Origin of the sequence: Actinoplanes sp. NPDC089786 (assembly GCF_040684855.1) — a bacterium.
Lineage (GTDB): Bacteria > Actinomycetota > Actinomycetes > Mycobacteriales > Micromonosporaceae > Actinoplanes.
Genome location: NZ_JBFBGU010000001.1, coordinates 1,479,526 through 1,504,262, shown reverse-complemented (window position 1 = coordinate 1,504,262; position 24,737 = coordinate 1,479,526). Strand labels below are relative to the sequence as shown.

22 protein-coding genes and 2 tRNA genes are annotated in these 24,737 nt (G+C 71.6%); 7 read left to right on the top strand and 17 right to left on the bottom strand.

Annotated elements, in window-relative coordinates:
• Positions 1 to 23 precede the first annotated feature (23 nt).
• From AB0O15_RS07265 to AB0O15_RS07250, 4 genes are read right to left on the bottom strand one after another with little or no spacing between them, the layout of a single operon-like run.
• Positions 24 to 5,507, bottom strand: a complete 5,484-nt coding sequence (locus tag AB0O15_RS07265; RefSeq protein ID WP_364315222.1) for a carboxyl transferase domain-containing protein — start codon at positions 5,505 to 5,507, stop codon at positions 24 to 26.
• A gap of 26 nt (positions 5,508 to 5,533) precedes the next feature.
• Positions 5,534 to 6,625, bottom strand: coding sequence for a cystathionine gamma-lyase (locus AB0O15_RS07260; RefSeq protein WP_364315219.1), 1,092 nt, complete (start codon positions 6,623 to 6,625; stop codon positions 5,534 to 5,536).
• Entirely contained in the window at positions 6,622 to 7,602 is a 981-nt protein-coding gene (locus tag AB0O15_RS07255; protein ID WP_364317107.1) for an NAD(P)H-dependent glycerol-3-phosphate dehydrogenase, read from the bottom strand. The genes AB0O15_RS07260 and AB0O15_RS07255 overlap by 4 nt, the downstream gene beginning before the upstream one ends.
• Before the next feature lie 11 nt (positions 7,603 to 7,613).
• Positions 7,614 to 8,342, bottom strand: a complete 729-nt coding sequence (locus AB0O15_RS07250) for a lysophospholipid acyltransferase family protein (protein WP_364315217.1) — start codon at positions 8,340 to 8,342, stop codon at positions 7,614 to 7,616.
• A 175-nt stretch (positions 8,343 to 8,517) separates the two neighbouring features.
• On the opposite strand from AB0O15_RS07250, the gene cofC reads away from it, so the two are divergent.
• Genes cofC through AB0O15_RS07230 form a run of 4 tightly spaced genes read left to right on the top strand, consistent with a single transcriptional unit; the run spans position 8,518 to position 12,534 of the window.
• Positions 8,518 to 9,162 (top strand): 2-phospho-L-lactate guanylyltransferase, encoded by a 645-nt coding sequence (gene cofC, locus AB0O15_RS07245; protein ID WP_364315214.1) that lies wholly within the window; start codon positions 8,518 to 8,520, stop codon positions 9,160 to 9,162.
• A gap of 20 nt (positions 9,163 to 9,182) precedes the next feature.
• Complete coding sequence (locus tag AB0O15_RS07240; RefSeq protein ID WP_364315211.1) at positions 9,183 to 9,386, top strand: cold-shock protein; 204 nt, start codon at positions 9,183 to 9,185, stop codon at positions 9,384 to 9,386.
• A gap of 50 nt (positions 9,387 to 9,436) precedes the next feature.
• Positions 9,437 to 11,659: an RNA degradosome polyphosphate kinase gene (locus AB0O15_RS07235; RefSeq protein ID WP_364315208.1), complete on the top strand. Its 2,223-nt coding sequence runs from the start codon at positions 9,437 to 9,439 to the stop codon at positions 11,657 to 11,659.
• A 2-nt stretch (positions 11,660 to 11,661) separates the two neighbouring features.
• Entirely contained in the window at positions 11,662 to 12,534 is an 873-nt protein-coding gene (locus tag AB0O15_RS07230) for an NUDIX hydrolase (RefSeq protein ID WP_364315207.1), read from the top strand.
• Positions 12,535 to 12,568: 34 nt separating this feature from the next.
• Here AB0O15_RS07230 and AB0O15_RS07225 read toward each other — a convergent pair whose 3' ends face one another.
• The 4 genes from AB0O15_RS07225 to leuC form a co-directional block, all read right to left on the bottom strand.
• Positions 12,569 to 12,988, bottom strand: a complete 420-nt coding sequence (locus AB0O15_RS07225; RefSeq protein ID WP_364315204.1) for a hypothetical protein — start codon at positions 12,986 to 12,988, stop codon at positions 12,569 to 12,571.
• 103 nt (positions 12,989 to 13,091) lie between these two features.
• Positions 13,092 to 13,928: an HU family DNA-binding protein gene (locus tag AB0O15_RS07220; RefSeq protein WP_364315201.1), complete on the bottom strand. Its 837-nt coding sequence runs from the start codon at positions 13,926 to 13,928 to the stop codon at positions 13,092 to 13,094.
• A gap of 256 nt (positions 13,929 to 14,184) precedes the next feature.
• Positions 14,185 to 14,772, bottom strand: coding sequence for a 3-isopropylmalate dehydratase small subunit (leuD, locus tag AB0O15_RS07215; RefSeq protein ID WP_364315199.1), 588 nt, complete (start codon positions 14,770 to 14,772; stop codon positions 14,185 to 14,187).
• 5 nt (positions 14,773 to 14,777) lie between these two features.
• Entirely contained in the window at positions 14,778 to 16,235 is a 1,458-nt protein-coding gene (gene leuC, locus AB0O15_RS07210; protein ID WP_364315196.1) for a 3-isopropylmalate dehydratase large subunit, read from the bottom strand.
• A gap of 49 nt (positions 16,236 to 16,284) precedes the next feature.
• Between leuC and AB0O15_RS07205 the strand changes: the two genes are divergently transcribed.
• A complete protein-coding gene (locus AB0O15_RS07205; protein WP_285682734.1) occupies positions 16,285 to 16,971 on the top strand; it encodes an IclR family transcriptional regulator in 687 nt (228 codons plus the stop codon).
• A 95-nt stretch (positions 16,972 to 17,066) separates the two neighbouring features.
• Here the strand turns inward: AB0O15_RS07205 and AB0O15_RS07200 are convergent, their stop codons facing one another.
• From AB0O15_RS07200 to AB0O15_RS07180, 5 genes are all read right to left on the bottom strand, one after another.
• Entirely contained in the window at positions 17,067 to 17,753 is a 687-nt protein-coding gene (locus tag AB0O15_RS07200; RefSeq protein ID WP_364315193.1) for a hypothetical protein, read from the bottom strand.
• On the bottom strand, positions 17,750 to 18,421 hold the full coding sequence (locus tag AB0O15_RS07195; RefSeq protein WP_364315191.1) for an N-acyl homoserine lactonase family protein: 672 nt from the start codon (positions 18,419 to 18,421) through the stop codon (positions 17,750 to 17,752). Before AB0O15_RS07195 ends, AB0O15_RS07200 begins: the two co-directional genes overlap by 4 nt.
• A gap of 93 nt (positions 18,422 to 18,514) precedes the next feature.
• Positions 18,515 to 18,587, bottom strand: a tRNA-Glu gene (locus tag AB0O15_RS07190).
• A gap of 80 nt (positions 18,588 to 18,667) precedes the next feature.
• A tRNA-Gln gene (locus AB0O15_RS07185) sits at positions 18,668 to 18,739 on the bottom strand.
• A gap of 63 nt (positions 18,740 to 18,802) precedes the next feature.
• Positions 18,803 to 19,642, bottom strand: coding sequence for an NAD(P)H-binding protein (locus AB0O15_RS07180; RefSeq protein ID WP_364315189.1), 840 nt, complete (start codon positions 19,640 to 19,642; stop codon positions 18,803 to 18,805).
• 9 nt (positions 19,643 to 19,651) lie between these two features.
• Between AB0O15_RS07180 and AB0O15_RS07175 the strand changes: the two genes are divergently transcribed.
• A complete protein-coding gene (locus tag AB0O15_RS07175; protein ID WP_364315186.1) occupies positions 19,652 to 20,395 on the top strand; it encodes a TetR/AcrR family transcriptional regulator C-terminal domain-containing protein in 744 nt (247 codons plus the stop codon).
• Here AB0O15_RS07175 and AB0O15_RS07170 read toward each other — a convergent pair.
• Positions 20,382 to 21,173, bottom strand: a complete 792-nt coding sequence (locus AB0O15_RS07170) for a fumarylacetoacetate hydrolase family protein (RefSeq protein ID WP_364315183.1) — start codon at positions 21,171 to 21,173, stop codon at positions 20,382 to 20,384. The genes AB0O15_RS07175 and AB0O15_RS07170 overlap by 14 nt on opposite strands.
• Positions 21,174 to 21,243: 70 nt before the next feature.
• On the opposite strand from AB0O15_RS07170, the gene AB0O15_RS07165 reads away from it, so the two are divergent.
• On the top strand, positions 21,244 to 22,164 hold the full coding sequence (locus tag AB0O15_RS07165) for a 3-methyladenine DNA glycosylase (protein WP_364315180.1): 921 nt from the start codon (positions 21,244 to 21,246) through the stop codon (positions 22,162 to 22,164).
• A gap of 10 nt (positions 22,165 to 22,174) precedes the next feature.
• Here AB0O15_RS07165 and arfB read toward each other — a convergent pair whose 3' ends face one another.
• From arfB to AB0O15_RS07150, 3 genes are all read right to left on the bottom strand, one after another.
• Positions 22,175 to 22,600, bottom strand: a complete 426-nt coding sequence (arfB, locus tag AB0O15_RS07160) for an alternative ribosome rescue aminoacyl-tRNA hydrolase ArfB (protein WP_364315177.1) — start codon at positions 22,598 to 22,600, stop codon at positions 22,175 to 22,177.
• A 190-nt stretch (positions 22,601 to 22,790) separates the two neighbouring features.
• Positions 22,791 to 24,050 (bottom strand): HAMP domain-containing sensor histidine kinase, encoded by a 1,260-nt coding sequence (locus AB0O15_RS07155; protein ID WP_364315175.1) that lies wholly within the window; start codon positions 24,048 to 24,050, stop codon positions 22,791 to 22,793.
• The gene (locus AB0O15_RS07150) at positions 24,050 to 24,730 is read right to left on the bottom strand and encodes a response regulator transcription factor (RefSeq protein ID WP_364315172.1); all 681 of its coding nucleotides are present in this window, start codon (positions 24,728 to 24,730) and stop codon (positions 24,050 to 24,052) included. The genes AB0O15_RS07155 and AB0O15_RS07150 overlap by 1 nt, the downstream gene beginning before the upstream one ends.
• Between the last annotated feature and the right edge of the window lie 7 nt (positions 24,731 to 24,737).

Below are 24,737 nucleotides of genomic sequence, written 5' to 3'. Positions count from 1 at the left end.
CTGAGCGCGTATAGGCACCGGGTTCAGCGCTTCATCCCGTGGTCGATCGCCTCGATGATGCGCGGCCGCAGCTCGGCGGCGCTGATGATGGCGTCGACCGAACCGACCTCGACCGCCCGCTGGATGCTGTGCACCCGGTCGAACTCGGCGGCCACCTCGCCCAGCTTCTCGGCGCGGACCGCCGACTGGACCTCGGCCAGCCGCACGTTCAGCTCGGCCCGCTCGGCGCCGCTGGCCGACGCCACCTGGGTCTGCAGGTCGACGACCCGCGGGTCGTTCACGGTCCGGTTGTTCACCTCGCCCGAGAAGACCACCGCGGCCGCGGGGGCGCCGCCCAGCACCGAGGCGAACGAGCCCTCCAGCGCCAGCACGGTCATGTTCGGGTTGAGCGCCTTGGAGAACACCACGAACGCGCCGCCGTGGTAGCGGGAGATCACGCAGAACACGATCGGGCCCTGGAAGTTGACGATGGCCCGGCCGATCTCGGCGCCGTACTCGAGCTGCAGTTTGCGCATCGACTCCGGGGAGCCGTCGAAGCCGGACAGGTTGGCCAGCACCACCAGCGGGCGGTTGCCGGACGCCGCGTTGATCGCCCGCGCGGTCTTCTTCGACGACTGCGGGAAGAGCGTGCCGGCGGTGTACGTGTCCGGGCCGTCGGTGGGCGGGAAGCCGCGGCGCGGCACCGAGCGGGACTCGATGCCGACCAGGCAGACCGGCCAGCCGCCGAGGTGGACGTCCTGCACGACCGAGGTGTCGGCGTCGGCCATCCCGGCCCAGCGCTCCAGCACCGCGTGGTCCTGGTCGGCGAGGGCGCGCATGACCGTACGGATGTCGAAGGCCTTCTTCCGCTCCGGGTTGTGCTCCCGCGAGAAGATCTGGCCGACCGTGGTGAAGTTGCTGCCCGCCACCGAGTGCGGGTAGCCGGAGACGTCCCGGTCGGCCGGGTCGTCGGTGGCCGCCCGGCGCGGCGCCGACTCCCCCGGCTGCACGTACGTGTGGTCGTAGTGCGCCATCAGCACGTCTCGGGCCGACATCAGGTCGGGCGCCCAGTACTGCGCCTGGCCGTTCGGGCCCATCACCCGGTCGTACCCGCCGATGCCGTAGTTGTCCTCGGCCGAGACGCCGCCGGAGAAGTCGAGCGACTGCTTGCCGGTGAGCACCATCGCGGAATCCGGGGTCATCACCAGGATGCCCTTGGTGTGCATGAGCATGGTGGCCTCGGCGTTCCAGTACGGCTGGGCGCCGACGTTGATGCCCGCGACCACGACGTTGATCTCGCCGCCGGCCTGGGTGAACGTGACGATCCGCTTGAGCGCGGCGGCCACCCAGTCCATGTTCTCGGTGCCCGAGGTCATCGAGATGCGGGCGCCCGCCGACAGCGCGAACCAGTCGAGCGGCACGCGCATCCGCTCGGCCAGGTCGAGGGCGGCGATCACCCGGGAGCACTCCGGCTCGGACAGCGCGCCGAGCGCCTTGGTCGGGTCGCCGAGCAGGATGACCCGGGTCACGCCCTCGGGGTGCCGGGCCGTCGGCGTGGTGACCACCCCGGCCACGATCGCCGCCTTGTTGCGGCCGGCCGGCCGGTCCACCGGAACCAGGACGCCGTGCTCGTCGAGGTCGTGCTCGACGAAGCCGCCGCTCGGGCCGGCCAGCATGCTGGTCAGCTCGTACGGATAGGCGTTGCCCCGGCGGGCCGCCCGCAGCACCTTCTGCCGGTAGTCGTCGAGCGGCTGCACCGGCTCGTCGGTCGGCTTGTCGACGGACAGGCTGGCGCCGTGCCTCGGGTCGATGGTGATCCGGACCGCGGCCTCGCTCAGCTCACCGGCCGCGTTGCGCTGCCGGGCCAGGAACTGGACCTCCTCCAGGCCGGCGCCGGCCGTGGTCGGCAGGATGCGCTGCACCAGGGCGTTCAGCTCGTCCGCGGTCAGTTCGGTGGACGGCCAGACGTACATCATGATCCGGTTGGTGTCGAAGCGCTTGTTCTGCGGGCGCTGGGCCTGGATGTTGCGGATCGCGTCCAGGCCGGCGGTGATCGCGTCCTCGACCGCGGGCAGCGCCACCAGCCGGCCGTCCGCCTCGCGCAGCGGCGTGAGGTCACGCACCTGGCCCATCGCGATCAGCCGCTCGTCGGCCGGGTTGCTGTGCGCCACCGCCTTGAAGAGGTAGATCTCCTCGTCGGCCGAGGGCAGCCGGGTGAGGTGGAACTCGCGCAGCCGCTGCAGTTGCAGGCGCCGGGCGATGGCCGGATGCAGACCGCGGATCAGCCGGTCCTCGACAAGACCGGATCCGTCGCCGTCCGGGCGGAAGGTGAAGTGGTGGTGCAGCAGGCCGCTGGACCCGGCGACGGTGAGGGTGATCCGCCGCACCCCGGCCGGCAGCGGCCGGGCGGCGAGGAACTCGGCCAGCCGTTCGGCCAGCGTGTCGGTGTTGTCCGGCTGGCCCTCCCAGGTCACGTAGAGGTCGGCCACCAGCCCGCGCTCGTCCACCTCGGCCGCGAACTCGAAGGCCGCGGCGACGGCGTCGGGCAGGGCGGCGATGTCCACGGCGGTGGTGACGATCAGGGTCTCCCGCTCCGGGGAGGTGTGCCGGGACGTGACGAACCGGCAGCCGGCCACCTCACGGGTGACGATGTCGGAGAGGGTCCGGTTGCCGTAGTAGCGGCGGGTCACCACTTCGAGCAGCGGGGCGAGGTCGCGGCCGGGCCGGCCGACGCGCTGGCCGATCAGCCGGACCAGCGGCTCGGAGCTGGCCACCATGGCCTGGATCCGCTCGGCGCGGTCCGGGGCGTCCGGGTTGCGGTCGAGGTGGCGCAGGTCGTCGCGGACGGCCGCGTAGACCTTGGCCCGGGTACGCCGCAGCAGCGGCTGGGCGAACCACCGGAACACCACGCCACGGGCCAGGTCGGACACCGCCGGGAAGCGGATCTGGGTGGCCTCGACCAGGTGCTCGAGGGCGAGACCGGCCCGCTCCAGCAGCGCGTCGCCGAACGGCGGCGGACCGGCGATCCAGTGCCGGAGCAGTTCGGACACCACGTCGACATCGGACGGCATCCGCTGCTGGGCCAGGAAGATGCGGAAGACCGCCGCCTCCAGCTCGCGGGTGCGGTCGAGGGTGGCGACGCCGTAGTGGCCGAGCACCCGTCGCAGGCGGGCCTGGAACGTCTCGGGCACGCCGGCCCGCTCGACGTCGAGGCTCTGCAGGTAGCTGTGGAAGTACTCGCGCGGGCTGTGCACCGGGCTGCCGGGCTCGATCTCGATGTCGCCGCCCGGCTTGTTGCGGCTCAGCTCGAGCAGGTCGGCGAAGACGGTCAGCAGGTCGACCTCGCCGTCCGAGACCCGGCCGCCCAGCGCGGCCCGGGTGGTCAGGTAGCCGGCGACGCGCCGCCGGTCGTCCGGGTCGACGTCGAAGCCGAGCAGCAGACCGCGCAGGTCTTCCAGGCCTCGCTCGGCCCGCGCCGCGGCGGGCGGGTCGGCCGGCGCCTCGGGCAGGTCGACCACGCCCGTGACGGCGCTGGTGGCCTCTTCGACGGCGTCGCCGAGCGGCTCCAGGCGCAGCACCGGCGCGCCGGTCTCGACCTGGCTGCCGACCGACACCGGGAGCTCGCGGACCCGGGCCCGGAACGGCGAACGCAGGACGTTCTCCATCTTCATGCTCTCCAGCACGAGGATCGGCGCCCCGGCGTCGACCTCGTCGCCGACCGCCACCGGGGTGGCGACGACCAGCGCGGGCGCGGGCGAGCGGACCACGCCGCCCTCGTCCCGGCTGACCCGGTGGGTCACGCCGTCGACCTCGACCAGGTGGATCGGGCCGTGTGTGGCGGTGACCAGCCGGAAGCGGCGGCCGTTGATCAGCATCCGGCCCAGGTGCTCGTCGTACTGCTCGACCTCGACGTCGGCCCGGTGCAGGTCGGCGCCGGCCGAGACGGCCACCCGGAACCGCTTCTGGCCGAGCCGGGAGACCCGGACGCGATAGCTCGCGCCGCGCAGCTTGAGGTCGAGGGGGCGGCCGGTCTCGTGCCGCACCTGCGGGCGCCCGCCGTGGGCGGTGGCGAGGAGGCGCTGCCGGCTGACCTCTTCCTCGTCCTGGTAGGCCTCGATCGCGGCGGCGGCCAGCGCGACCGCCGAGTGCCGGTGGCTGACCAGCCGGCCCTCGCCGCGCACCCGGTCGATCCAGCCGGTGTCGGCGCTGCCGTCGATCACCTCGGGCTGGTCGAGCAGGTCGAGTACGAAGCTCTTGTTGGTGGCGCCACCCTCGATGATCACGGTGGTCTCGGCCATCGCCCGGCGCAGCCGGCCGAGCGCCTCGTCGCGGTCCCGCCCGTACGCGATGATCTTGGCAATCATCGAGTCGAACGCGGCCGGGATCGAGTCGCCCTCGCTCACCCCGGTGTCCACCCGGACGCCCGGGCCGGCCGGCAGCATCAGCCGCACGATCCGGCCCGGCGACGGCGCGAAGTCACGGTCCGGGTCCTCGGCGTTCAGCCGCGCCTCGACGGCGTGCCCGCTCTCCGGCGGCTGCGGTCCCTCGAGCCGGCCGCCGCCGGCCACGTGCAGCTGGAGCCGGACCAGGTCGGTGCCGGTGGTGATCTCGGTGATCGGGTGTTCGACCTGGAGGCGGGTGTTGACCTCGAGGAACGCGAACAGCTTCTCGCCCGGGTGGAACAGGAACTCGACGGTGCCGGCGCCGCGGTAGCCGACCGCGAGGGCCAGCCGCACGGCCGACGACTTCAGCTCGGCGGTCTGCTCCGGTGACATCACCGGGGAGGCCGACTCCTCGATCACCTTCTGGTTGCGGCGCTGCACCGAGCAGTCGCGGACGCCCAGCGCCCAGGCGGTGCCCTGCCCGTCGGCGATGACCTGCACCTCGACGTGCCGCGCCCCGGTGACCAGTCGCTCCAGGAAGACCACGCCGGAGCCGAACGCGCGCTGCGCCTCCTGGCTGGTCCGCTCGTACGCGTCGGTCAGGTCGGCCGCCGAGTCGACCCGCCGGATGCCCCGGCCGCCGCCACCGGCGGTCGCCTTGAGCATCAGCGGGTAGCCGATCTCGTCACCGGCCCGCAGCGCGTCGTCGAGCGTGGCCACCTCGCCACGGCTCCACGGCGCGACCGGGACCCCGACCTCCTCGGCGATCAGCTTCGACCCGATCTTGTCGCCGAGCTTGCGCATCGCCTCGGCGCTCGGGCCGACGAAGGTGACCCCGATCCGCTCGCACAACTCGGCGAACGCCGGGTCCTCGGCGACGAAGCCCCAGCCGACCCAGGCCGCGTCGGCCCGGACGTCGAGCAGGGCGCGCTCGAGGACGGCGTGGTCGAGATAGGGACGGGCGGACGCCGGGCCCAGCGGGTGGGCGACGTCGGCCTCCCGGACGAACGTGGCGTTGCTGTCCTCGTCGGTGTAGAGCGCCACCGTCTCGATCCGCGTCCCGGTCTCGGCGGACAGATCCCGGACGGCGTGGATGAGCCGCATCGCGGCCTCTCCGCGGTTGACGATGGCGACACGATTGAACACCGGTTGAGCCTCCTACTAGATGTTTCTCAGGCCAGGGCGGCGGCGAGGTCGGCGAGCAGGTCGTCGGTGTCCTCGATGCCGCAGGAAAGCCGGACGAAGCCCTCGGCGGTGTCGTCGCCCCACTGGGCGCGCCGGTCGGCGGTGGTGTGCAGCCCACCGAACGACGTGGCCGCGAACACCAGCTTCGACCTCTTCAGGAAATCCGCCACCCGCGACGCGCTACCCAGGTCGAACGACACCACGCCGGGGATGCGGCGCATCTGCCGGGAGGCGATCTCGAACGACGGGTCGTCGGGCAGCCCCGGCCAGCGCACCCCGGTCACGTCGTCCCGCGCGCTCAGCATCGCCGCGACCGCGCCCGCGTTCGCCGTCTGCCGGGCCAGCCGCAGGTCGAGCGTGGCCAGCGACCGGTGGGCGAGCCAGCAGTCGAAGGCGCCGGGGATGCCGCCGGTCTGCGTACGCCAGGTGGTGATCTTCTCCAGCAGCCCTTCGTCGCCGGTGGCGACGTAGCCCAGCAGCACGTCGGAATGCCCGGTCAGGGCCTTGGTGCCGGACGCCACGACCACGTCGGCGCCGAGGTCGAGCGGCCGCTGCCCGAGCGGTGTCGCGGTGGTGTTGTCCACCGCGAGCAGGGCGCCGGCGGCATGCGCCGCGTCGGCCATGGCCCGCACGTCACAGACGTCCAGGCCGGGGTTGGCCGGGGTTTCGATCAACACGAGGCGTACGCCGGTGAGCGCCGGATATGGGCCGGCGGTCGGCACCAGGATCGTGCTGACGCCCAGGCCACGCAGCGTCCCCTCGGCGAACGCCCGCACCGGGAAGTAGCCGTCGGCGGGCAACGCGACCGTGTCACCGGTGCGCAGCACGCCCAGCAGCAGCGCGGTGATCGCCGCCTGCCCGGACGCGAACGCCCGCACCTGGCCGCCCTCCAGCGACCCGATGGCCGCCTCCAGACCGCGCCGCGTCGGGTTGTCCGGCCGCCCGTAGCCGTTCTGCCCCGGCCCCGCGTCGGGGTCGAGGTGGTAGGGCGCCGCGAACACCGGGCCGGGCAGGAAGGGCTGGCCCGGCACCGGATCGGGCAGCCCCGCGTGTACCGCCTGTGTGCCGTCCCCGCTCATTCCGGCTTCATCTCCCGGCCCATCAGCAGCTTGACCGCCACCCGCGGGTCGACGCCCTCGTGGCAGACCCGCTCGACCTGCTCGGTGATCGGCATCTCCACCCCGTGCGCGACCGCCAGGTCACGGATGGCCAGGCAGCTCTTCACGCCCTCGGCGGTCTGCCGGGTCGCCTTCTGCGCCTGCTCCAGGGTCTCGCCGCGGCCCAGGTGCTCGCCGAAGGTGTGGTTGCGGGACAGCGGCGACGAGCAGGTGGCGACCAGGTCGCCCAGCCCGGCCAGCCCGGCGAAGGTCATCGGGTCGGCGCCCAGGGCCACGCCCAGCCGGGCGGTCTCGGCCAGCCCGCGGGTGATCAGCGAGGCCTTGGTGTTGTCGCCCATGCCCATCGCCGAGGCCATCCCGTAGGCCAGCGCGATCACGTTCTTGACCGCGCCGCCGATCTCGCACCCGATGACGTCGTCGCTGGTGTACGGCCGGAGGTACGGCAACGCGATGGCGTGCTGGACGGCCTGCGCGCGCGCCGGGTCCGTGCCGGCGACGACCGTGGCGGCCGGCTGCTCGGCGGCGATCTCCGGCGCCAGGTTGGGCCCGGAGACGACCACCACCCGCCGCGGGTCGACCTTCGCGGTCTCCACGATCACCTGGCTCATCCGCTTGGTGGTGCCCAGCTCGATGCCCTTCATCAGGGAGATGAGGGTGCTGTCGGCGGGCAGGTGGGGCGCCCAGTCGGCCAGGTTGCCGCGCAGCGTCTGCGACGGCACGGCCAGGAAGACCAGCTCGGCGCCGGCCACGGCGGCGGCCAGGTCGCTGGTGGCGGTGACCCGGTCGGGCAGCCGGACGCCGGGCAGCGAGCCCTCGTTGACGTGCTGATCGCGGATCGCGGCGGCGACCTGCTCGCGCCGGGCCCACATGGTCACCTGGGCGCCGGCCTCGGCCAGGATCTTGGCGAACGCGGTGCCCCAGGCCCCGGCGCCGATCATCGCGGCGCGGGTCACGGCGCCACCTCCGGCGGGGTCTTCCGGCGGGCGGCGGGCTGGTAGAGCGGCGGCGCCTCGCCCTCGCGGATCTGGGCCAGCAGGTCGCGGATGGTCAGCATGATGTGTTCGGTGATCTCCTCGAGCACCTGCTTGGTCGGCTCCTGGCCGCGCCACTTGCTCAGGTCGATCGGCGGGCCGGCGACGGCGCTGACGGCGCGGCGCGGGCGCAGCGAGATCTTGCCGGTTCGCGAGTCGAAGATCTGGTACGCCCCCCACTGGGCCAGCGGGATCACCGGCGCGTCGGTGCGCAGGGCGAGCCGGGCGGCGCCGGTCTTGCCGCGCATCGGCCACAGGTCGGGTTCCTTGGAGGTGGTGCCCTCGGGGTAGATCACCACGGTGCCCTCGTCCCGCAACGCGTCGAGCAGCGCGTCCAGGCTCTTCACCGCCTCCACACTGCCGCGTTCCACCGGGACCTGCTTGACCTTCCGCAGGAACGGGCCGAACAGCGGCACCTTCCACAGGCTGGCCTTGGCCAGGAACCGCGGCCAGCGGCCGTGGTCGTAGAGGAAGTACGAGACGATCAGCGGGTCGAAGTGCGACGCGTGGTTGGCCACCAGGATCGCCCCGCCGGCCGGCGGCAGGTTCGCCGCGCCGTGCCAGGTCTTCCTGGTCATGACCTTGAGCACCGGCAGCACGATGGCCACCGCCAGCCGCCGCCAGAACCCCAGCCTGCGGATCGCCACGACCCCTCCTGTTCCTTCCACCGCGCCCACGCCGGTCGCTTGCGACGAAATCATGCCTGCTCGCATCGCGCCAAACCAGCCAGGGCGGGGTCTGCCGCGTCCGCTGATGCACATCTGTGCTCAGAGCAAGGCGGGCTCAGGTGCTCGGAGCGGAGCGGCGCGGCAGGATGGTGGGGTGAGCGACGCGTGGACTGCCGTCATCCCGGTGAAGCGGCTGGGCCTGGCCAAGAGCCGGCTGCGGGGCGCGGTGCCCGCCGCCCGGCACCAGGACCTGGCCCTGGCCATGCTGGCCGACACGGTCGCGGCGGTGCTGACCTGCGCCGAGGTGGCCGAGCTGCTGGTCGTGACCGACGACCCGGAAGCCGCCCGGATCGTCCGCGAGCTGGGCGCCCGGCCGGTGCCGGACGAGCCGGACGCCGGGCTGAACGCGGCCTTCCGGTTCGGCGCCGACGTGGTGGCCGGGCCGGGCCGCAACCGGGTGGCGATGGCCGGCGATCTGCCCGCGCTGCGTCCGGCCGAGCTGGGTGAGGCGCTGCGGTCGATCGCGGGCCGGGCGTTCGTGGCCGACGCGGCCGGCACCGGGACCGTGCTCCTCGGCGTACACCAGGGACGTGATCTTGATCCTCGGTTCGGCGGCGGGTCGGCGGCGGCGCACGCGGGCTCGGGGGCGACCGCGCTGACCGGTGACTGGCCGGGGCTGCGGCAGGACGTGGACACCGCGGACGACCTGCGTGCGGTCCTGGCGCTGGGCGCCGGCCCGCAGACGTGCGGGCTGCTGCGTGATCTCGGACTCACCTCTTCATGCCTCCCGGCCGCCTAGGTAGCGGTAGTTTCAGGGGCATGCAGGGCACGATCGCCACTTTCCACCCCGACGCGCATTCCGGGACGTTGCTGCTCGATGACGGCACTGAGCTGGAGTTCGGGCCGGAGGCGTTCGCCGCGTCCGGTTTGCGCCTGCTCCGGCTGGGCCAGCGGGTGGTGATCGGCGTGTCCCCCGCAGGAGGGGTGACCAGCGTCTCGATACCCGGGATCGACCCCAATTGATCTTGATGTTGTTCATTCCCCGTTAACCACGAACGGGCGATGATGGAGCGATGCAAAACCCGCCCCGGACACCTGTGCCCACCGTGCCCCCGCGGCGGGGACCGAACGGTCGCTTCCTTTCCCGAGACCTTGCCGAGGAGGCGCCCGCTGTGACCGACACCCGGCCGACGGACGAGACCGACGCCGAGATCGAGACCGAGCGGTACGAGCTGCCGGAAGACCGGTTCCTCAATCGGGAACTGTCCTGGCTCGACTTCAACGCCCGCGTGCTCGCGCTGGCCGAGGACCCGGGCACCCACCTGCTCGAGCGGGCCAAGTTCCTGGCCATCTTCGCCGGCAACCTCGACGAGTTCTACATGGTCCGGGTGGCCGGGCTGAAGCGGCGGCTGAGCGCCGGCCTGCCGATGCGCGGCGGTGACCGGGTCTCCCTGCGCCACCAGCTCGAGATGATCACCGAGCGGGCCGCCGACCTGGTCAGCCGGCACGCCGCCTGCTTCGCCGAGGAGGTCCGGCCGAAGCTGTCGGCCGAGAGCATCGAGCTGGTCAGCTGGGGCGAGCTCGACGCGCCCGAGCGGGAACGGCTGCGCACCTACTTCCGCGAGCAGATCTTCCCGGTGCTCACGCCGCTGGCGGTCGACCCGGCCCACCCGTTCCCGTACATCTCGAGCCGGTCGCTCAACCTCGCGGTCGTGCTGCGCGACCCGGGCGAGGGCAGCACCGAGCTGTTCGCCCGGGTCAAGGTGCCGAACAACGTGCCGCGCTTCGTGACCGTGCAGAACGACAGCCGTGGCGCCCGGTTCCTGCCCGTCGAGGAGCTCATCGCCGTCCACCTCGACCAGCTGTTCTCGGGCATGCAGGTGCTCGAGTGGCACCTGTTCCGGGTCACCCGCAACGCCGAGGTCGAGGTCGACGAGGACCGCGACGAAGACCTGCTGCAGGCCCTCGAACGCGAGCTGGCCCAGCGCCGGTTCGGCCCGCCGGTGCGGCTCGAGGTCGCCGCCTCGATCAGCGATCACGTGCTCGACCTGCTCCAGCGCGAGCTCGACATGGACGGCAACGACGTGCTCCGGGTGCCCGGCCTGCTCGACCTCTCCGGGCTGTGGCAGGTGTTCGGCGAGTGCGACCGCGACGATCTGAAGGACCGCCCGTTCGTCCCGGCCACCCACCCGCAACTGGCCGACGGCGAGGTGCCGCGCAGCGTCTTCAACCGGCTGCGCGAGTGCGACATCCTGGTGCACCACCCCTACCACTCGTTCTCGACCAGCGTGCAGCGCTTCATCGAGCAGGCCGCCGCCGACCCCAACGTGCTGGCCATCAAGCAGACCCTCTACCGCACCTCGGGCGACTCGCCGATCGTCGACGCGCTGGTCGACGCCGCCGCCGCCGGCAAGCAGGTGGTCGTGCTGGTCGAGGTGAAGGCCCGCTTCGACGAGGTGGCCAACATCGGCTGGGCGCGCACCCTGGAACGCGCCGGCTGCCACGTGGTCTACGGCCTCGTCGGGCTCAAGACCCACTGCAAGACCGCCCTGGTGGTGAGGCAGGAGGGCAACCAGATCAAGCGCTACTGCCACATCGGCACGGGCAACTACCACCCCAAGACCGCGCGGCTGTACGAGGACTTCGGCATGCTGACGGCCGATCCCGAGGTCGGCGCCGACGTCACCGACCTGTTCAACGTGCTGACCGGCTACAGCCGGCAGACCGCGTTCCGGCGCCTGCTCGTGGCGCCGCACGGCGTACGCCGGGGCCTGGTCGAGCGGATCGAGGAGCAGGCCCGGATCGCCCGCGAGGGTGGCGAGGCGCTGGTCCAGTTCAAGGTGAACTCGCTGGTCGACGAGGAGAGCATCGACGCCCTCTACCGCGCCTCGCAGGACGGCGTGAAGGTCGACCTGATCATCCGCGGCATGTGCGCGCTGCGCCCCGGCGTGCCCGGCCTCTCCGACAACATCCGGGTGCGCTCGATCGTCGGCCGCTTCCTGGAACACTCGCGGGTCTTCCGGTTCGGCGTCGGCGACGACGCCGAATACTGGATCGGCTCGGCCGACCTGATGCACCGCAACCTCGACCGCCGCGTCGAGGCGCTGGTCCGGGTGACGCTGCCGTCCGCGCAGGATGATCTGCGCCACGTCCTCGAGCTGTCCATGGCCGACGAGGGCGAGGGCTGGGACCTGGCCGGCGACGGCACCTGGCACCGCCGCCCGACGAGCCCCACCGGACCACACATGCACCTGCAGGAGGCGTTACTGCGCCGGGTCATCGGGAAAGCCTCCTGATCGTGACCGACGTTGTCCGGGCGGCCGGCGCCGTCCTCTGGCGTGGCCCTCAGGTGTGCGTGGTGCACCGTCCCCAGTACGACGACTGGAGCCTGCCCAAAGGCAAGCTCGAGGCCGATGAGCTGTCACTCACGGCCGCGGTGCGTGAGGTGGCGGAAGAGACGGGGGTACGCGGTGAGCCGCTGCTCCGGCTGCCCGACGTGACGTACGCGCTGCCCGACGGCCGCCGCAAGCAGGTGGAGTTCTGGCTGATGCGGGCCACCGACGACCCGGTCCTCCCGGTCGCCGACCCCGACGAGGTGGACGAGATCGCCTGGCTGTCACCGGCCGAGGCGGCCGAGCGGCTCAGCTACCCGGCCGACCGCGACCTGCTCGGCCCGGCGGCGATCGCCGGGCAACTGACCGGCGTCACCCTGCTGGTCCGGCACGCGCACGCCGGCGAACGCAAGAAGTGGCAGGGCAACGACGCGCTCCGCCCGATCGACGAGCAGGGCCAGGGTGAGGCCGCCCGGATCGCCGAGGTGCTCGGCCACTTCGGTCCGCGGCGGCTGGTCGCGGCCACCCCGCTGCGGTGCAAGCAGACCTTGGAGCCGCTGGCCGGCAAGCTCGGCCTGCCGATCGTGACCGACCCCGCGTTCGCCGAGCCGGCCGAGAAGTCCGAGATCCCGGCCCGGGTCAAGCAGTCGCTGACCCGGCTGGCCGAACTGCGGTCCGGCCCGACCACCGCGATCTGCAGCCAGGGCAAGGTCATGCCCCACGTGCTGGCCGCGCTGGCCGGCGCGGACGACCCGGATCAGTACCGCACCCGCAAGGGTGGTGGCTGGGCGATCGCCTGGGCCGGGGACCGCGTCGCCGCGATCAGCCCGATGCTCTGATCAGCCCGATGCTCTGATCAGCCCGATGCTCTGATCAGCCCGGTGCTCTGACCTTCCGCCGCTGCCGTGGGGCCGGGGCCAGGTCGGTGCGCCAGTAACCGACCATCTCGCCGGTGAGCCAGCGCACCCGCCACATCTCGTCGGCGCGCGGCTCCCAGTCCCGATAGGGCAGCAACGCCACCCGCCACGCCATCAGCGCGATCAGGTACCAGCCGGCCAGCGGCACCAGCCCCAGCCAGGCGTCCCGCCGGCGGTAGGACGTGTGCGGGGCCAGGGCCGCGACCGCGGCGGCGGCCCAGGCACAGGTCATCAGCCAGTCCAGCAACGCGTTGCCGGTCCAGCGTTCGATCAGGTCGCCGAGGGTCCACCCGGGGACGACCCCGGCGGCGAAGACGGCGACGGCGACGAGCGAGCGGCTGGTGAGCCCGCGCGGCGAGCCCGGTCTGCGGTCCATGCCCGGACGGTAGGCTGAGCCGCCCGCTCAGCGCTCGAACACACGAAAGGCGTCCACCGTACGGGTGGACGCCTTTCGTTTCCCAGCGGAGCGCTCAGACCCCTTACTTGGCGGTCTTGCGAGCGGTGGTGGCCCGCGCCGTCGTGGCCTTGGCGGCCGGCGTGGTGCGGGTGGTGGCGGCCGTGGTCTTCTTGGCCGCCGTCTTCTTGGCCGGCGCCGACTTGGTGGCGGTCGCCTTCTTGGCCGGCGCCGACTTTGCCGCCGTGGCCTTGGTGGCGGTGGTCGCCTTCTTGGCCGGAGCCGCCTTGGTGGCGGTCGTCGTCTTCTTCGCCGCGGCCGTCTTGGTGGCCGGGGCAGCCTTGGTGGCGGCCGTCTTCTTGGCCGGCGCCGAGGCCGTCGTCTTCTTGGCCGCGGCCGTCTTGGCCGCGGCTGCCTTGGTCGGGGCGGCCTTCGTGGCGGCGGTCTTCCGCGCCGCCGTGGCCGTCGTCTTCTTCGCCGCGGCCGTCTTGGTCGCGGTGGCCTTCGTGGCCGTCTTCTTGGCCGCGGTGGCCTTGGTCGCCGCCGCCGCCGTCTTGGCCGGCGCCGCCTTGGTGGCGGTCGACTTCGCCGCCGCGGTGGACTTCGCCGCCGCGGTCGTCTTCTTCGCCACGGCCGCCTTGGCGACCTTGCCGCTGGCGACCATCTCCCGGAAAGCGGTGCCGGGCTTGAAGGCAGGCACGGATGTCTTCTTCACTTTCACCGGTTCGCCGGTGCGCGGATTGCGTGCGGTACGCGCGTTACGCGCACGCTTCTCGAAGACACCGAAGCCGGTGATGGCCACCCGGTCGCCCTTGGTGACGGCGTTCTCCACCTCACTGATGACCGCATCCAGCGCTGCTGTCGCTGTTTTCCGGTCCCCCAGTCGGGCGGCGAGCGCCTCGATGAGCTCGGCCTTGTTCACGGTTTTCCTCCCGATCGTGAGAACTGATGTCTGCTCACAACACACCTCGGCGCTCGCCAGGTTTCGTGGTGCACTTGGCCTCCACAGTCGTGAACAAGCATCATCGGCCCAATGCGAGCCATTCTGGCCGCACCGTATGCCCTCTGACCAGCAGACACAAACATCTGCATAAAAAAAATCGTTGTGTCACAAGGAAATCGCCCCCGCCGGAGAGCCCGGCAGGGGCGAAAAGTGGGTTCTGACTAGGGTTTTCGGCCTAGACGGTGACCGGTTTGAAAGCAGGGCGAGTTTTCTCGTACGAGGTAATGGCTTCCTCGTGTCGCAGGGTCAGTCCGATGTCGTCGAGGCCCTCCATCAGCCGCCAGCGGCTGAAATCGTCGATCGGGAAGGTCCAGACGGCATCGTCCACGCGCACCTCGCGGGCGCCCAGGTCGACCTTGATCTGCTTCCGCGGCTCGCTCGCGGCCATCTCCCACAGGGCTTCCACAGCTTTCAGCTCCAGCTGCACCGGCAGCAGACCCTCCTTGAGGGCGTTGCCGCGGAAGATGTCGCCGAAGCGCGGGGCGATGACGACCTTGAAGCCCCAGTCGCGCAACGCCCAGACGGCGTGCTGCCGGGACGAGCCGGTGCCGAAGTTGGGCCCGGCCACCAGGATCGTGGCGCCGGCGTAGGCCTCGTTGTTCAGGACGAACGACGGGTCGTCGCGCCAGGCCCGGAACAGCCCGTCCTCGAACCCGGTCCGGGTCACCCGCTTGAGGTAGACCGCCGGGATGATCTGGTCGGTGTCCACATCAGAGCGGCGCAGCGGCATCACGGTGCCGTCGTGGGTCGTGAACTTGTCCATCTCGATCAGCTCTCCAGGTCGGCGGGGGCGGCGAGTCTGCCGGTCACGGCGGTGGCGGCGGCGACCTGGGGCGAGACCAGATGGGTACGCCCGCCCTTGCCCTGCCGGCCCTCGAAGTTGCGGTTGGAGGTGGAGGCGGCCCGCTCGCCGGGGCTGAGCGTGTCCGGGTTCATGCCCAGACACATGGAACAGCCCGCGAACCGCCACTCGGCACCGGCCTCGGTGAAGACCTTGTCCAGTCCCTCGGCCTCGGCCGCCTCGCGCACCTGGTAGGACCCGGGCACGATCATCATGCGTACGTCCTGGTGCACCTGATGCCCGCGCAGCACCTCGGCCGCGGCCCGCAGGTCTTCCAGCCGGCCGTTGGTGCAGGAGCCGACGAAGACCACGTCCACCGGGACGTCCTTGAGGTTCGTGCCGGGCTCCAGGGCCATGTATTCCAGCGCCCGCCGGGCCGCGTTGCGCTCGACCTCGTCGACGAAGTCCTCCGGGTCGGGCACCGCGCCGTCGAGGGCCGCGCCCTGTCCCGGGTTCGTGCCCCAGGTGACGAACGGGCTGATCGCCGACGCGTCCAGGATCACCTCGGTGTCGTACTCGGCGTCCTCGTCGGTGGCCAGCGAGGTCCAGTACTCGACCGCGGCGTCCCACTCGGCGCCCCGCGGCGCGTGGTGCTTGCCCTCGAGGTAGGCGAACGTGGTCTCGTCGGGCGCGATCATGCCGGCCTTGGCGCCCCACTCGATCGACATGTTGCAGATGGTCATCCGGCCCTCCATGGAGAGCTTGCGGATGGCCTCGCCGCGGTACTCCACGATGTGCCCGTTGCCACCGCCGGTGCCGACCTGGGTGATCAGCGCCAGGATCAGATCCTTGGCGGTGACCCCCGGCCGCAGCTCACCGGTGACCGTGACGGCCATCGTCTTCGGCTTCGACTGCGGCAGCGTCTGGGTGGCCAGCACGTGCTCGACCTCGCTGGTGCCGATGCCGAAGGCGAGCGCGCCGAACGCGCCGTGGGTCGCGGTGTGCGAGTCGCCGCACACGATCGTCATGCCCGGCTGGGTGAGCCCCAGCTGCGGCCCGATCACGTGCACGATGCCCTGCTCGGTGTTGCCGAGCGAGCGGATCTGCACACCGAACTCGGCGCAGTTCTTGCGGAGGGTCTCGATCTGCGTGCGGGAGACGGTGTCGGTGATCGTCAGCAGGTCGCCGCGGCGGGTGTTGAAGGCCGGGTCGTCGTAGCCGGTCGGAGTGTTGTGGTCCTCGGTGGCCAGGGTGAGGTCGACCCGCCGGACCGTCCGCTCCGCCTGTCGCAGCCCGTCGAAGGCCTGCGGGCTGGTCACCTCGTGGAGCAGGTGCAGGTCGATGAAGAGCAGATCAGGCTCACCCGCGGCGGACCGTACGACATGGTCGTCCCAGACCTTCTCGGCCAGGGTCCTCGGCTTAGGTGTTGGCGTGACTCCCACCATCTGGACATCCTAAATTCTGGGAGGTATGTTTCGGCTTGTGGGACACAGTATGAGCGGTGTCGGCGTTCTCGACAAGGCGGTGGTCATCCTCGCCGCCTGCGTCGACGGCGCCAGCCTGGCCGAACTCGTCGACCGGACGAAATTGCCCCGGGCAACAGCACATCGCCTGGCCCAGGCGTTGGAGATCCACCGGATGCTGGTCCGCGACACCCAGGGCCGGTGGCGTCCCGGGCCCCGTCTCGGTGAGCTCGCGAACGCCGCGCCCGACGTTCTGCTGACCGCCGCCGAGCCGCTGTTGTCCGCATTGCGGGACGCGACCGGGGAGAGTGCACAGCTCTACCTGCGCCGTGCCGACGAACGCATCTGCGTCGCCGCGGCCGAGCGGGCGAGCGGCCTGCGCGACACCGTTCCGGTCGGCTCGGTGCTGCCGATGACCGCCGGCTCGGCCGCCCAGATCCTGCTGGCCTGGGAGCCACCCGAGGCCGTGATGCCGTTGCTGCCCCGGTGCAAGTTCACCGGCCGGACGCTGGCCGAGGTCCGCCGCCGCGGCTGGGCGCAGAGCGTCGCCGAGCGGGAGGCCGGTGTGGCCAGCGTTTCCGCCCCGATCCGCGACCGGACGGGCCGGGTCATCGCCTCCATCTCGATAAGCGGTCCGATCGAACGGCTGGGCCGCCGCCCCGGCGAACGCCACGCGATGGCCGTGGTCCGTGCGGGTCAACGACTGAGCGGCCTCTGACGCATCGCCCCTTCGATCGCCCCCACCCGTCCCGGTCAGCCCGCGCCGCCGGGCCCCTGACGCATCGCCCCTTCGATCGCCCCCACCCGTCCCGGTCAGCCCGCGCCGCCGGGCCCCTGACGCATCGCCCCTTCGATCGCCGCCACCGTCCCGGTCAGCCCACGTCGTCGGGCCACCTCGAGCTGAACCTCGAGCCGTGGCACCGCGATCCGGCGCCCACGCCACTCGACGACCTCCAGCCGTCGCGCCGCCCAGTCCCCGAACTCGTTCGGCGGTTCCGCGACCGCCTCGGCCGACCACTCGAAGAGCGCGCCGTGAAAGGCCCGGCCGATCCACCGGGCGACCCAGTCCAGCGGCCCGGTGACCGGTTCGACGAGCAGGTCCTCGAAGATCCGCCCGGCGTGCTGCGCGTCGTCGACGGCGAAGTCGAGATCGCCGGGCTCGACCGTGATCCCCCGGACGGCAAGAGCGCCGCTGCCGTAGAGCCACCAGTGAAGTCCCGTGCCGTCGACCCGGCCGAGGAATTCCTCGAGGGCGATCTCCCACCGGACGGGTTCGAGGCGCGCGCTCTGCCGCACCATCTGGCGGAGGTGGCGGCCGAAGGTGGCGTGGATGCGAGCGACATCCCCGCGGGCCGACAGGACCCGGTCGAAGACGCCGTCGCCGATCGCCTGCCAGCCCATGTGGAGAAGCCGTTCCCGGCCGACCGGGTCGGCCGTGGTGACCACGAAATGCGCGGCGTCACCGTCGATCCGCAAGGTCGTCGCCAGGTCATCGGTCACGGCGTCCACTCGGCGTTGTCGTGGGCGAAGACGATGCGCCTCGGATCGAAGTCGAGCAGCCGGGCGATCCACGGCGGAGGCGAGCCTTCGCCCACACGGGCGCCCAGAGCGTCGTAGGTGAACAGCGAAGCGTTGTCGTGGCTCTGGCCGGCCACGATCACCGAACCGTCGTCCTGGCGCACCACGACCGACTGGTGGCCGGCCGTGTGGCCCGGGGTCGGGATGATGTGCACGCCGGGCCGGATCTCGGTCTCGCCGTCGAGTTCGACGTGGGTCAGGCCGGGTGGATCCACCAGTTCGGGCAGGGTGTGGTCCTCGACGTTGCGGGCCAGGTCGAGCTCGGCCCGCTGGGTGAAGACCGGACGGCCGGGCAGGAGCGGGTTGCCGCCGCAGTGGTCGAAGTGCAAATGGCAGTTGGTGACGTAGCCGATGTCGTCGAGGGTCACGCCGGCGCGGGCCAGCGCGGACGGCAGCTCGACGCGGGCCGGGCGGTAGTGGCCCTCGACCCACGGGTGGGTGCCCATGCCGCTGTCGACCAGCAGCAGCCCGTCCGGATGGGCGATCAGATAGCCCAGCACGGGCTCCACGCGGGCGGCGCCGTCGGCCGTCTCCGAACCCGGCCGCACGAAGTAGCCGAAGTCCACCCGCCGCACATCGATCCGACTCATGGGACCCACTGTCGCACCGGCCGGCCCGGCCCGGTCCGGCCCAGCAAAGCAAAACGGCCCGCGGTCATCGTGACCGCGGACCGAACCACTGTGTAGCCCCGAAGGGATTCGAACCCTCGCTACCGCCTTGAGAGGGCGGCGTCCTAGGCCGCTAGACGACGGGGCCAGGACTGCCGTTCACGCTCCGAACGACGGTGTAGAACCTATCAGATCCAGCACCGGCGCCCCTCGCGGGAACGTCTTGCGCTGGGGTACCAGGACTCGAACCTAGACTAACTGGACCAGAACCAGTCGGGCTGCCAATTACCCCATACCCCATCAGCACGGCTTACCGTGCCGGGACAGAACTCTACCCGAGCCCATGGTGCCCGCCAAATCGGGTTACCGTCCGGCGATTTCCGCAGGTCGGAACAGATCGGCGTGACGACGGGCCCATTCCGCGAGCGTCATCCCCGGGCGGCCCAGCAGTTCCGCGGCCGCCGGGTCGACCGCCTGCGGATACTCGGCGAGGGATTCCAGCCCGTTCACGTACCACTCCGCGTGCTCGCCCATGACCAGGGACAGCTGCTCGACGCCGGCGTCGCGGGGCAGATCCACGAAGGTCAGCTCGCGCCCGAGGGCGGCACCGAGGGCGGTCACCTTCTCGCGCCGGCTGACCGCCTCGGGGCCGGTCAGGTAGTACGACCGGCCGGCGTGCCCGTCCTCCAGCAGAACCTTGGCGGCGATCTCGGCGATGTCCTCCAGGGCGATCGGGGCGTTGACCACATCGCCGCAGGTGTCGCGTACCTCGTCGCCCGCGGTGATCTGCGCCGCCCACACACCGGTGTTGGTCATGAACTCGCCGGGCTCGAGATGGGTCCAGGGCACGCCGCAGGCCTCCACGGCATCCTCGACGACCTGCCAGGGCCCACCCTTCTCGCCCGCCAGGTCGACGATGTGGGACACCCCGGCGGCGGCCGCCATCGAGCACACCTCGGCGGCCGTGGCGGGCAGCGGCGCCAGGTAGAGCCGGTCGACGCCGTCCAGCGCCGCGGGCAACGACGCGGGCCGCCCCAGATAGCCCGTGACCACCTCGACGCCGGACGGCAGCGCGGCGCGGGCGGGGTTCACCGTCAGGGCACGCACATCACGCGCGCCGCGGGCCAGCAGGGCGTCGACGACGAGCCGCCCGACGTTGCCGGTGGCCCCGGTGACCAGGATCCTGGCGTTTTCGTATACCATACGGAAACTATGCCCGAGTTCAGCGGAAGAAGCGACCCCGATCGGATCCTGCCGCTGCTCTGGCGGCGTACCAGCCCGGCACGCACCGGCCGGCCGCCGAAGCTCACCGTGGACGCGGTCGTGAAAGCCGCGGTCAAACGGGCCGACGGGGACGGGCTCGAGGCGACGTCGATGGCGCGGCTGGCCACCGACCTGAACGTCGGCACGATGACCCTCTACAGCTACGTCCCGTCCCACGACGACCTGGTCGACCTGATGATCGACGAGGTCCTGCTGAGCCGCGACCTGCCCGGCCCGGACGATCCACGGCCGGTCCACTGGCGCGACCAGGTGCTGCTCTACGCTGAGCTGACCCGAGCGATGTACGCCGCACATCCCTGGCTGGCCCAGGTCTCCCAGATCCGGCCGCCGATCGGGCCGGGCATGCTGGCCGAGCGTGAGTACGTGCTGTCCTGCCTGCCATTCCTGGACGAGACGCGGAACACCGCCGCGGTCACGATCCAGATGTTCGTCACCGGCGCGGCTCGCGGCGTGGCCGAGAACGAGCTGCTGCGCCGGGCCAGCGGCGAGTCCACCGACGAGTGGTGGCTCCACCGGGCCCAGCTGTGGGAGGACTGGTTCGACGTGGAGCGGCATCCGACCATGACCGCCCTGTGGAACGCCGGCCGGTTCACCGACGGCCCGGACGAGCAGGCGGATGCCGCGTACACGTATGGCCTGACCTTGATCCTCGACGGGATCAGTCCAGCGTGACCACCGGGTTGTTGATCGAGCCGATGCCCTGGATCGTGCACGACACGGTGTCGCCGGCCTCGATGGTGCTGACCCCGGCCGGCGTGCCGGTGAGGATCACGTCGCCGGGCAGCAGCGTCATCACGTGGGAGACGTAGGACACCAGCGTCGGCACGTCGAAGATCATGTCCTTGGTCCGCCCGAGCTGGCGTACCTCCATCGCGTCCGGGTTGCGGCCCACCTCGCAGCGCACCTCCAGGTCGCTGACGTCGAGGCCGGTCACGATCCACGGGCCGAGCGGGCAGAACGAGTCGAAACCCTTGGCCCGGGTCCACTGTGGGTCGGACCGCTGCAGGTCACGAGCCGTCACGTCGTTGCCGACGGTGTAGCCGAAGATCGCCTTCTCGGCGCCGGTCCGGTCGACCCGGCGGGCGCCGGTCGCGCCGATCACCACGGCCAGCTCGGCCTCGTGCTCGACCTGCTTGGACACCCCGGGCAGCCGGATCGCGTCGTTCGGGCCGATCACCGTGGTGGACGGCTTGATGAAGATCAGCGGCTCCTTGGGCACCTCGTTGCCGAGTTCCTTGGCGTGATCGGCGTAGTTGCGGCCGACGCCGATCACCTTGCTGGAGAAGATCGGCGCGAGCAGCCGGACGTCGGGCAGGGCCCAGCGTTGGCCCGTGAAGCGCACCTCCTCGAACGGCAGGCTGCCGATCTCGGCGACGGTGAGGCCCGTGTCGGATCCTTCGACCACCCCGAACGAGACCCCGCCGGCATGCACAAAGCGAGCAAAACGCACCGATTACCCCATCCCTCGAAAGCCTGTACGCCTCCTCAACCTACGCGCCTCCGGTGGCTACGCTGGCTGGGTGCTCACCACCACGCTGCCGCCGCAGACGTGGGTGCCCCTTGCCCAGGCACACGCCGAGCGCGCCGACCAGATGACGGCCGGCCATCGCGCCCGCAAGGCCCGCGGCGAGAAGCACGCGATCGAGGATTTCCTGTACGACTACTACGGCACCCGCCCGGCCCAGCTGCGCCGCTGGCACCCCGGCGTCGGCAGCGGCCTGTCCCCCGGCCCCGGCGCCGACCCGCCGCACGCCGGCTGGAAGTGGTACCGCACGTACACCGACGGTGTGGTGACCTTGGACACGAAGGCGTTCATGCTGGCCCGCGGCGAGAGCGTCCGCTACATCCACGGCCTGCTGACCGCGACCGCGTCCCGCCCCGTCTTCACCGGCTGCTTCGGCCTGCACGAATGGGCGATGGTCTACCGCCAGCCCGAACTGCGCCACCCGCTGCCGCTGCGCCTCGGCCAGGCCGCCACCGACGAGGTCGTCGAGCGCCACCCGATCCGCTGCACCCACTTCGACGCGTTCCGCTTCTTCACCCCCGAGGCGGTCGGCCTGAACCGCCTTCAGCCGACCCGGGCCACCCAGATCGACCTCGACCAGCCCGGTTGCCTGCACGCCGCGATGGACTGCCACAAGTGGGCGTCGAAGCTCGGCCCCGCCGTCCCCGGCGCCCTCGCGCTCGACTGTTTCGCCCTGGCCGCCGACATCCGCCTGCTCGACATGCAGGCGTCCCCCTACGACCTGACCAGCTACGGCCATCCCCCCGTCAAGATCGAGACCCCCGAGGGCAAGGCCGAATACATCGCCCGCCAGCGCGAGTTCGCCCGGCGCGCGGCCGGCCTGCGCGCCCGCCTGATCCGCGTCTGCGACGAGTTGCTGGGCCCCGCCGCCGCCAAGGCCAACCGCCTGGCGGTCGCGCCACACAACAACCTTTAGAGGGTCTGGATCAGTCGGGGTCGGCGCGCCGGTTGCGCTTGGTCTGGCCCCGCCGCTTCTTCTCGGCGATCCGGCGTTCCACCGACCCGCGGGACGGCCGGGTGGCCCGCCGGGCCCGAGGCGGCGGCGCGATCGCCCCGGCGACCAGACCCGCCAGCCGGGCCGCGGCGGCCTCCCGATTGCGAAGCTGCGACCGATGCTCCGACGCGGTGACCGTCAGCACCCCGTGAACGAGCCGGTTCCCCAGCTGTTCCGCGGCGCGCTCCTTGACGGCCGGCGGCAGCATCTCGGACCCGCCGAGATCCCACGACAGCTCGACCCGCGAATCGGTCGTGTTGACGCCCTGCCCGCCGGGGCCGCTGGACCGTGAGAACCGCCACGACAACTCCGCAGCCGGGATCGTCAAGCGATCACTCACACGGACGTCATCAGGCACGCGCCCCAGCATCGCACCTGAACCCGGGTCCCGCCACCAAGATCGTCCCCCACCGGCCTGTGGACAACGACCCGAAAACGTCGGACCCGCGCGCTACATTCACCGCCCACCCAGTGGAAGGGGTGGGGGAGGTGGCGGCGCGCGCAAACCCGATTTTTCGATGCGGCGCGAACAGCCCGGAGACAGCGCCTCAGCCGTCGGCGGCCCGGGGCCATGGGCTGGTGGCCGGCGGCGAGTCGTTGCTGGTGCGGTCGGCTTCCGGGAGCCAGATCACGAAGGTGCTGCCGGTCCCCAGCGTCGAATAGGCCATCACCTGGCCGCCGTGCGACTCGACGATCTGGCGGACGATGGCCAGTCCGAGCCCGGTCCGGCGTTCCCGGGCACGCGGCTTGTCAGCACTCAGGACAACCGGCTGATTCAGCTCAGCCGACGAAGGCCCGGAAGACGACGGAGTCGAAGCGGGCGAGGACGACGACCCTCGCCAGAAACGGTCGAAGACCCGGTGCAGGTCCTTCTCGGCGATCCCCGGCCCCTGGTCGATGACGGCCAGCCACAGCCACGACTCCACCTGCCCGGTGGCGATCGTCACGACGCTGTGCCCGGGCGCCAGCCGGATCGCGTTGGACAGCAGGTTGCCCGCGGCCCGGCGCAAAGCATCCGGGTCGCCGATCAGGTGCAGCGACGACGCCAGGTCATAACGCAACCGCCACGGGTCGGCGCCCGACTCCTCGCCGGCCTCGCGCGCCACCACCGACAGGTCGACGTCGGTGTCGGACTCGGAGTGGGCCTCGCGCCTCGCGGTGGCCAGCAGGTCTTCGACGAGGCGGGACATCCGGGTGGTCGCGCGGTCGATCACCGCCACGGCCCGGTCGCGGTCGGCGGGTGTGGATTCCTCGACCAGGGAAGCGTCCAGGTTGGTGCGGATGATCGCCAGCGGGCTGCGCAGCTCGTGCGACGCGTCGTCGATCAGCTGGCGCTGCGCCTGGAACGCGTCGTCCAGGCGGTCGAGCATCGAGTCGATGGTGTCGGCCAGGTCGCGCAGTTCGTCGCGCGGGCCGGTCAGCCGGATGCGGCGGGACAGGTCGGTGGCCTGGATCTCACGGGCCGCCCGGGAGATCGCGCCGACCGGCCGCAGCGCCCGCCCGGACAGCACCCAGCCGATGCCCAGGCTGGCCACGAACAGGCCGCCCAGCGCGATCAGCGAGTAGTTCCGCAGGTTCTCCAGCGTGTTGTAGTTCACCGCGGCCTCGATCTCGCTGACCTCGGCCACGGTGATCTTGTCGATGATCCGGCCGCCCTGGCCGTACACCTTGGCCTGCCGTTCGGTGATCGGCTGGGGCGAGGTGGTCTGCGCCACGGCGAAGTAGGTGATCGCCAGCGCGGCCCCGGCCAGGGCGAAGAGCAGCGTCGAGTAGAGGACGGTGAGCCGGAACCTGATGGACCGGAACATCAGGTGGCCTCGCGCAACCGGTATCCGCGCCCGACGACGGTCTCGATCCAGCCCTCGCCGAGCTTGCGCCGCAACGTGCCGACGGTCACCCGGACGGTCTGGGTGAACGGGTCGGCGTTGGCGTCCCAGACGTGCTCCAGCAACTCCTCGCTGGAGACCACGTGGCCGGGGCGGGTCATCAGGTATTCCAGGACGCCGAACTCCTTGGGGGTCGGCGACAGCGACTTCTCGCCGAGGGTGGCGAGGTGCCGGGCCGCGTCCAGGCGCAGCGGTCCGACGGTGAGGACGGCGGAGGCGCCGTTGGTGTCGCGCCGCAGCAGCGCCCGGATCCGGGCCAGCAACTCGGCCAGGGCGAACGGCTTGACCAGGTAGTCGTCGGCGCCCTCGTCGAGGCCGCGGACCCGGTCGTCGATCCGGCCCCGGGCGGTGAGCATCAGCACCCGCAGGTCGCCTTCGCCGGGCGTACCCAGCACGCCGGTGCGCAGCGCGCGGCACAACGCGAAGCCGTCGCCGTCGGGCAGGTTGATGTCGAGCAGCATCAGGTCGTACGCGTTGACGGTCAGCAACTCGTACGACTCGGCCGCGTCCAGCGCGACATCCACCGCGTAGCCGGCCCGGGAGAGCCCGACGCGCAGGCCCTCGGCCAGGTCTTCCTCGTCCTCCACCACCAGCAACCTCATCTATCGA

What these genes read in the sequence shown, in the direction of transcription:
- AB0O15_RS07260 (WP_364315219.1), bottom strand. Translation starts at nt 6,625, where the DNA reads ATGAGCGGGGACGGCACACAGGCGGTACACGCGGGGCTGCCCGATCCG.
- AB0O15_RS07255 (WP_364317107.1), bottom strand. Translation starts at nt 7,602, where the DNA reads ATGATCGGCGCCGGGGCCTGGGGCACCGCGTTCGCCAAGATCCTGGCC.
- AB0O15_RS07240 (WP_364315211.1), top strand. Translation starts at nt 9,183, where the DNA reads ATGCAGGGCACGATCGCCACTTTCCACCCCGACGCGCATTCCGGGACG.
- AB0O15_RS07235 (WP_364315208.1), top strand. Translation starts at nt 9,437, where the DNA reads ATGCAAAACCCGCCCCGGACACCTGTGCCCACCGTGCCCCCGCGGCGG.
- AB0O15_RS07225 (WP_364315204.1), bottom strand. Translation starts at nt 12,988, where the DNA reads ATGGACCGCAGACCGGGCTCGCCGCGCGGGCTCACCAGCCGCTCGCTC.
- leuD (WP_364315199.1), bottom strand. Translation starts at nt 14,772, where the DNA reads ATGGACAAGTTCACGACCCACGACGGCACCGTGATGCCGCTGCGCCGC.
- leuC (WP_364315196.1), bottom strand. Translation starts at nt 16,235, where the DNA reads ATGGTGGGAGTCACGCCAACACCTAAGCCGAGGACCCTGGCCGAGAAG.
- AB0O15_RS07205 (WP_285682734.1), top strand. Translation starts at nt 16,285, where the DNA reads ATGAGCGGTGTCGGCGTTCTCGACAAGGCGGTGGTCATCCTCGCCGCC.
- AB0O15_RS07195 (WP_364315191.1), bottom strand. Translation starts at nt 18,421, where the DNA reads ATGAGTCGGATCGATGTGCGGCGGGTGGACTTCGGCTACTTCGTGCGG.
- AB0O15_RS07180 (WP_364315189.1), bottom strand. Translation starts at nt 19,642, where the DNA reads ATGGTATACGAAAACGCCAGGATCCTGGTCACCGGGGCCACCGGCAAC.
- AB0O15_RS07175 (WP_364315186.1), top strand. Translation starts at nt 19,652, where the DNA reads ATGCCCGAGTTCAGCGGAAGAAGCGACCCCGATCGGATCCTGCCGCTG.
- AB0O15_RS07155 (WP_364315175.1), bottom strand. Translation starts at nt 24,050, where the DNA reads ATGTTCCGGTCCATCAGGTTCCGGCTCACCGTCCTCTACTCGACGCTG.
- AB0O15_RS07150 (WP_364315172.1), bottom strand. Translation starts at nt 24,730, where the DNA reads ATGAGGTTGCTGGTGGTGGAGGACGAGGAAGACCTGGCCGAGGGCCTG.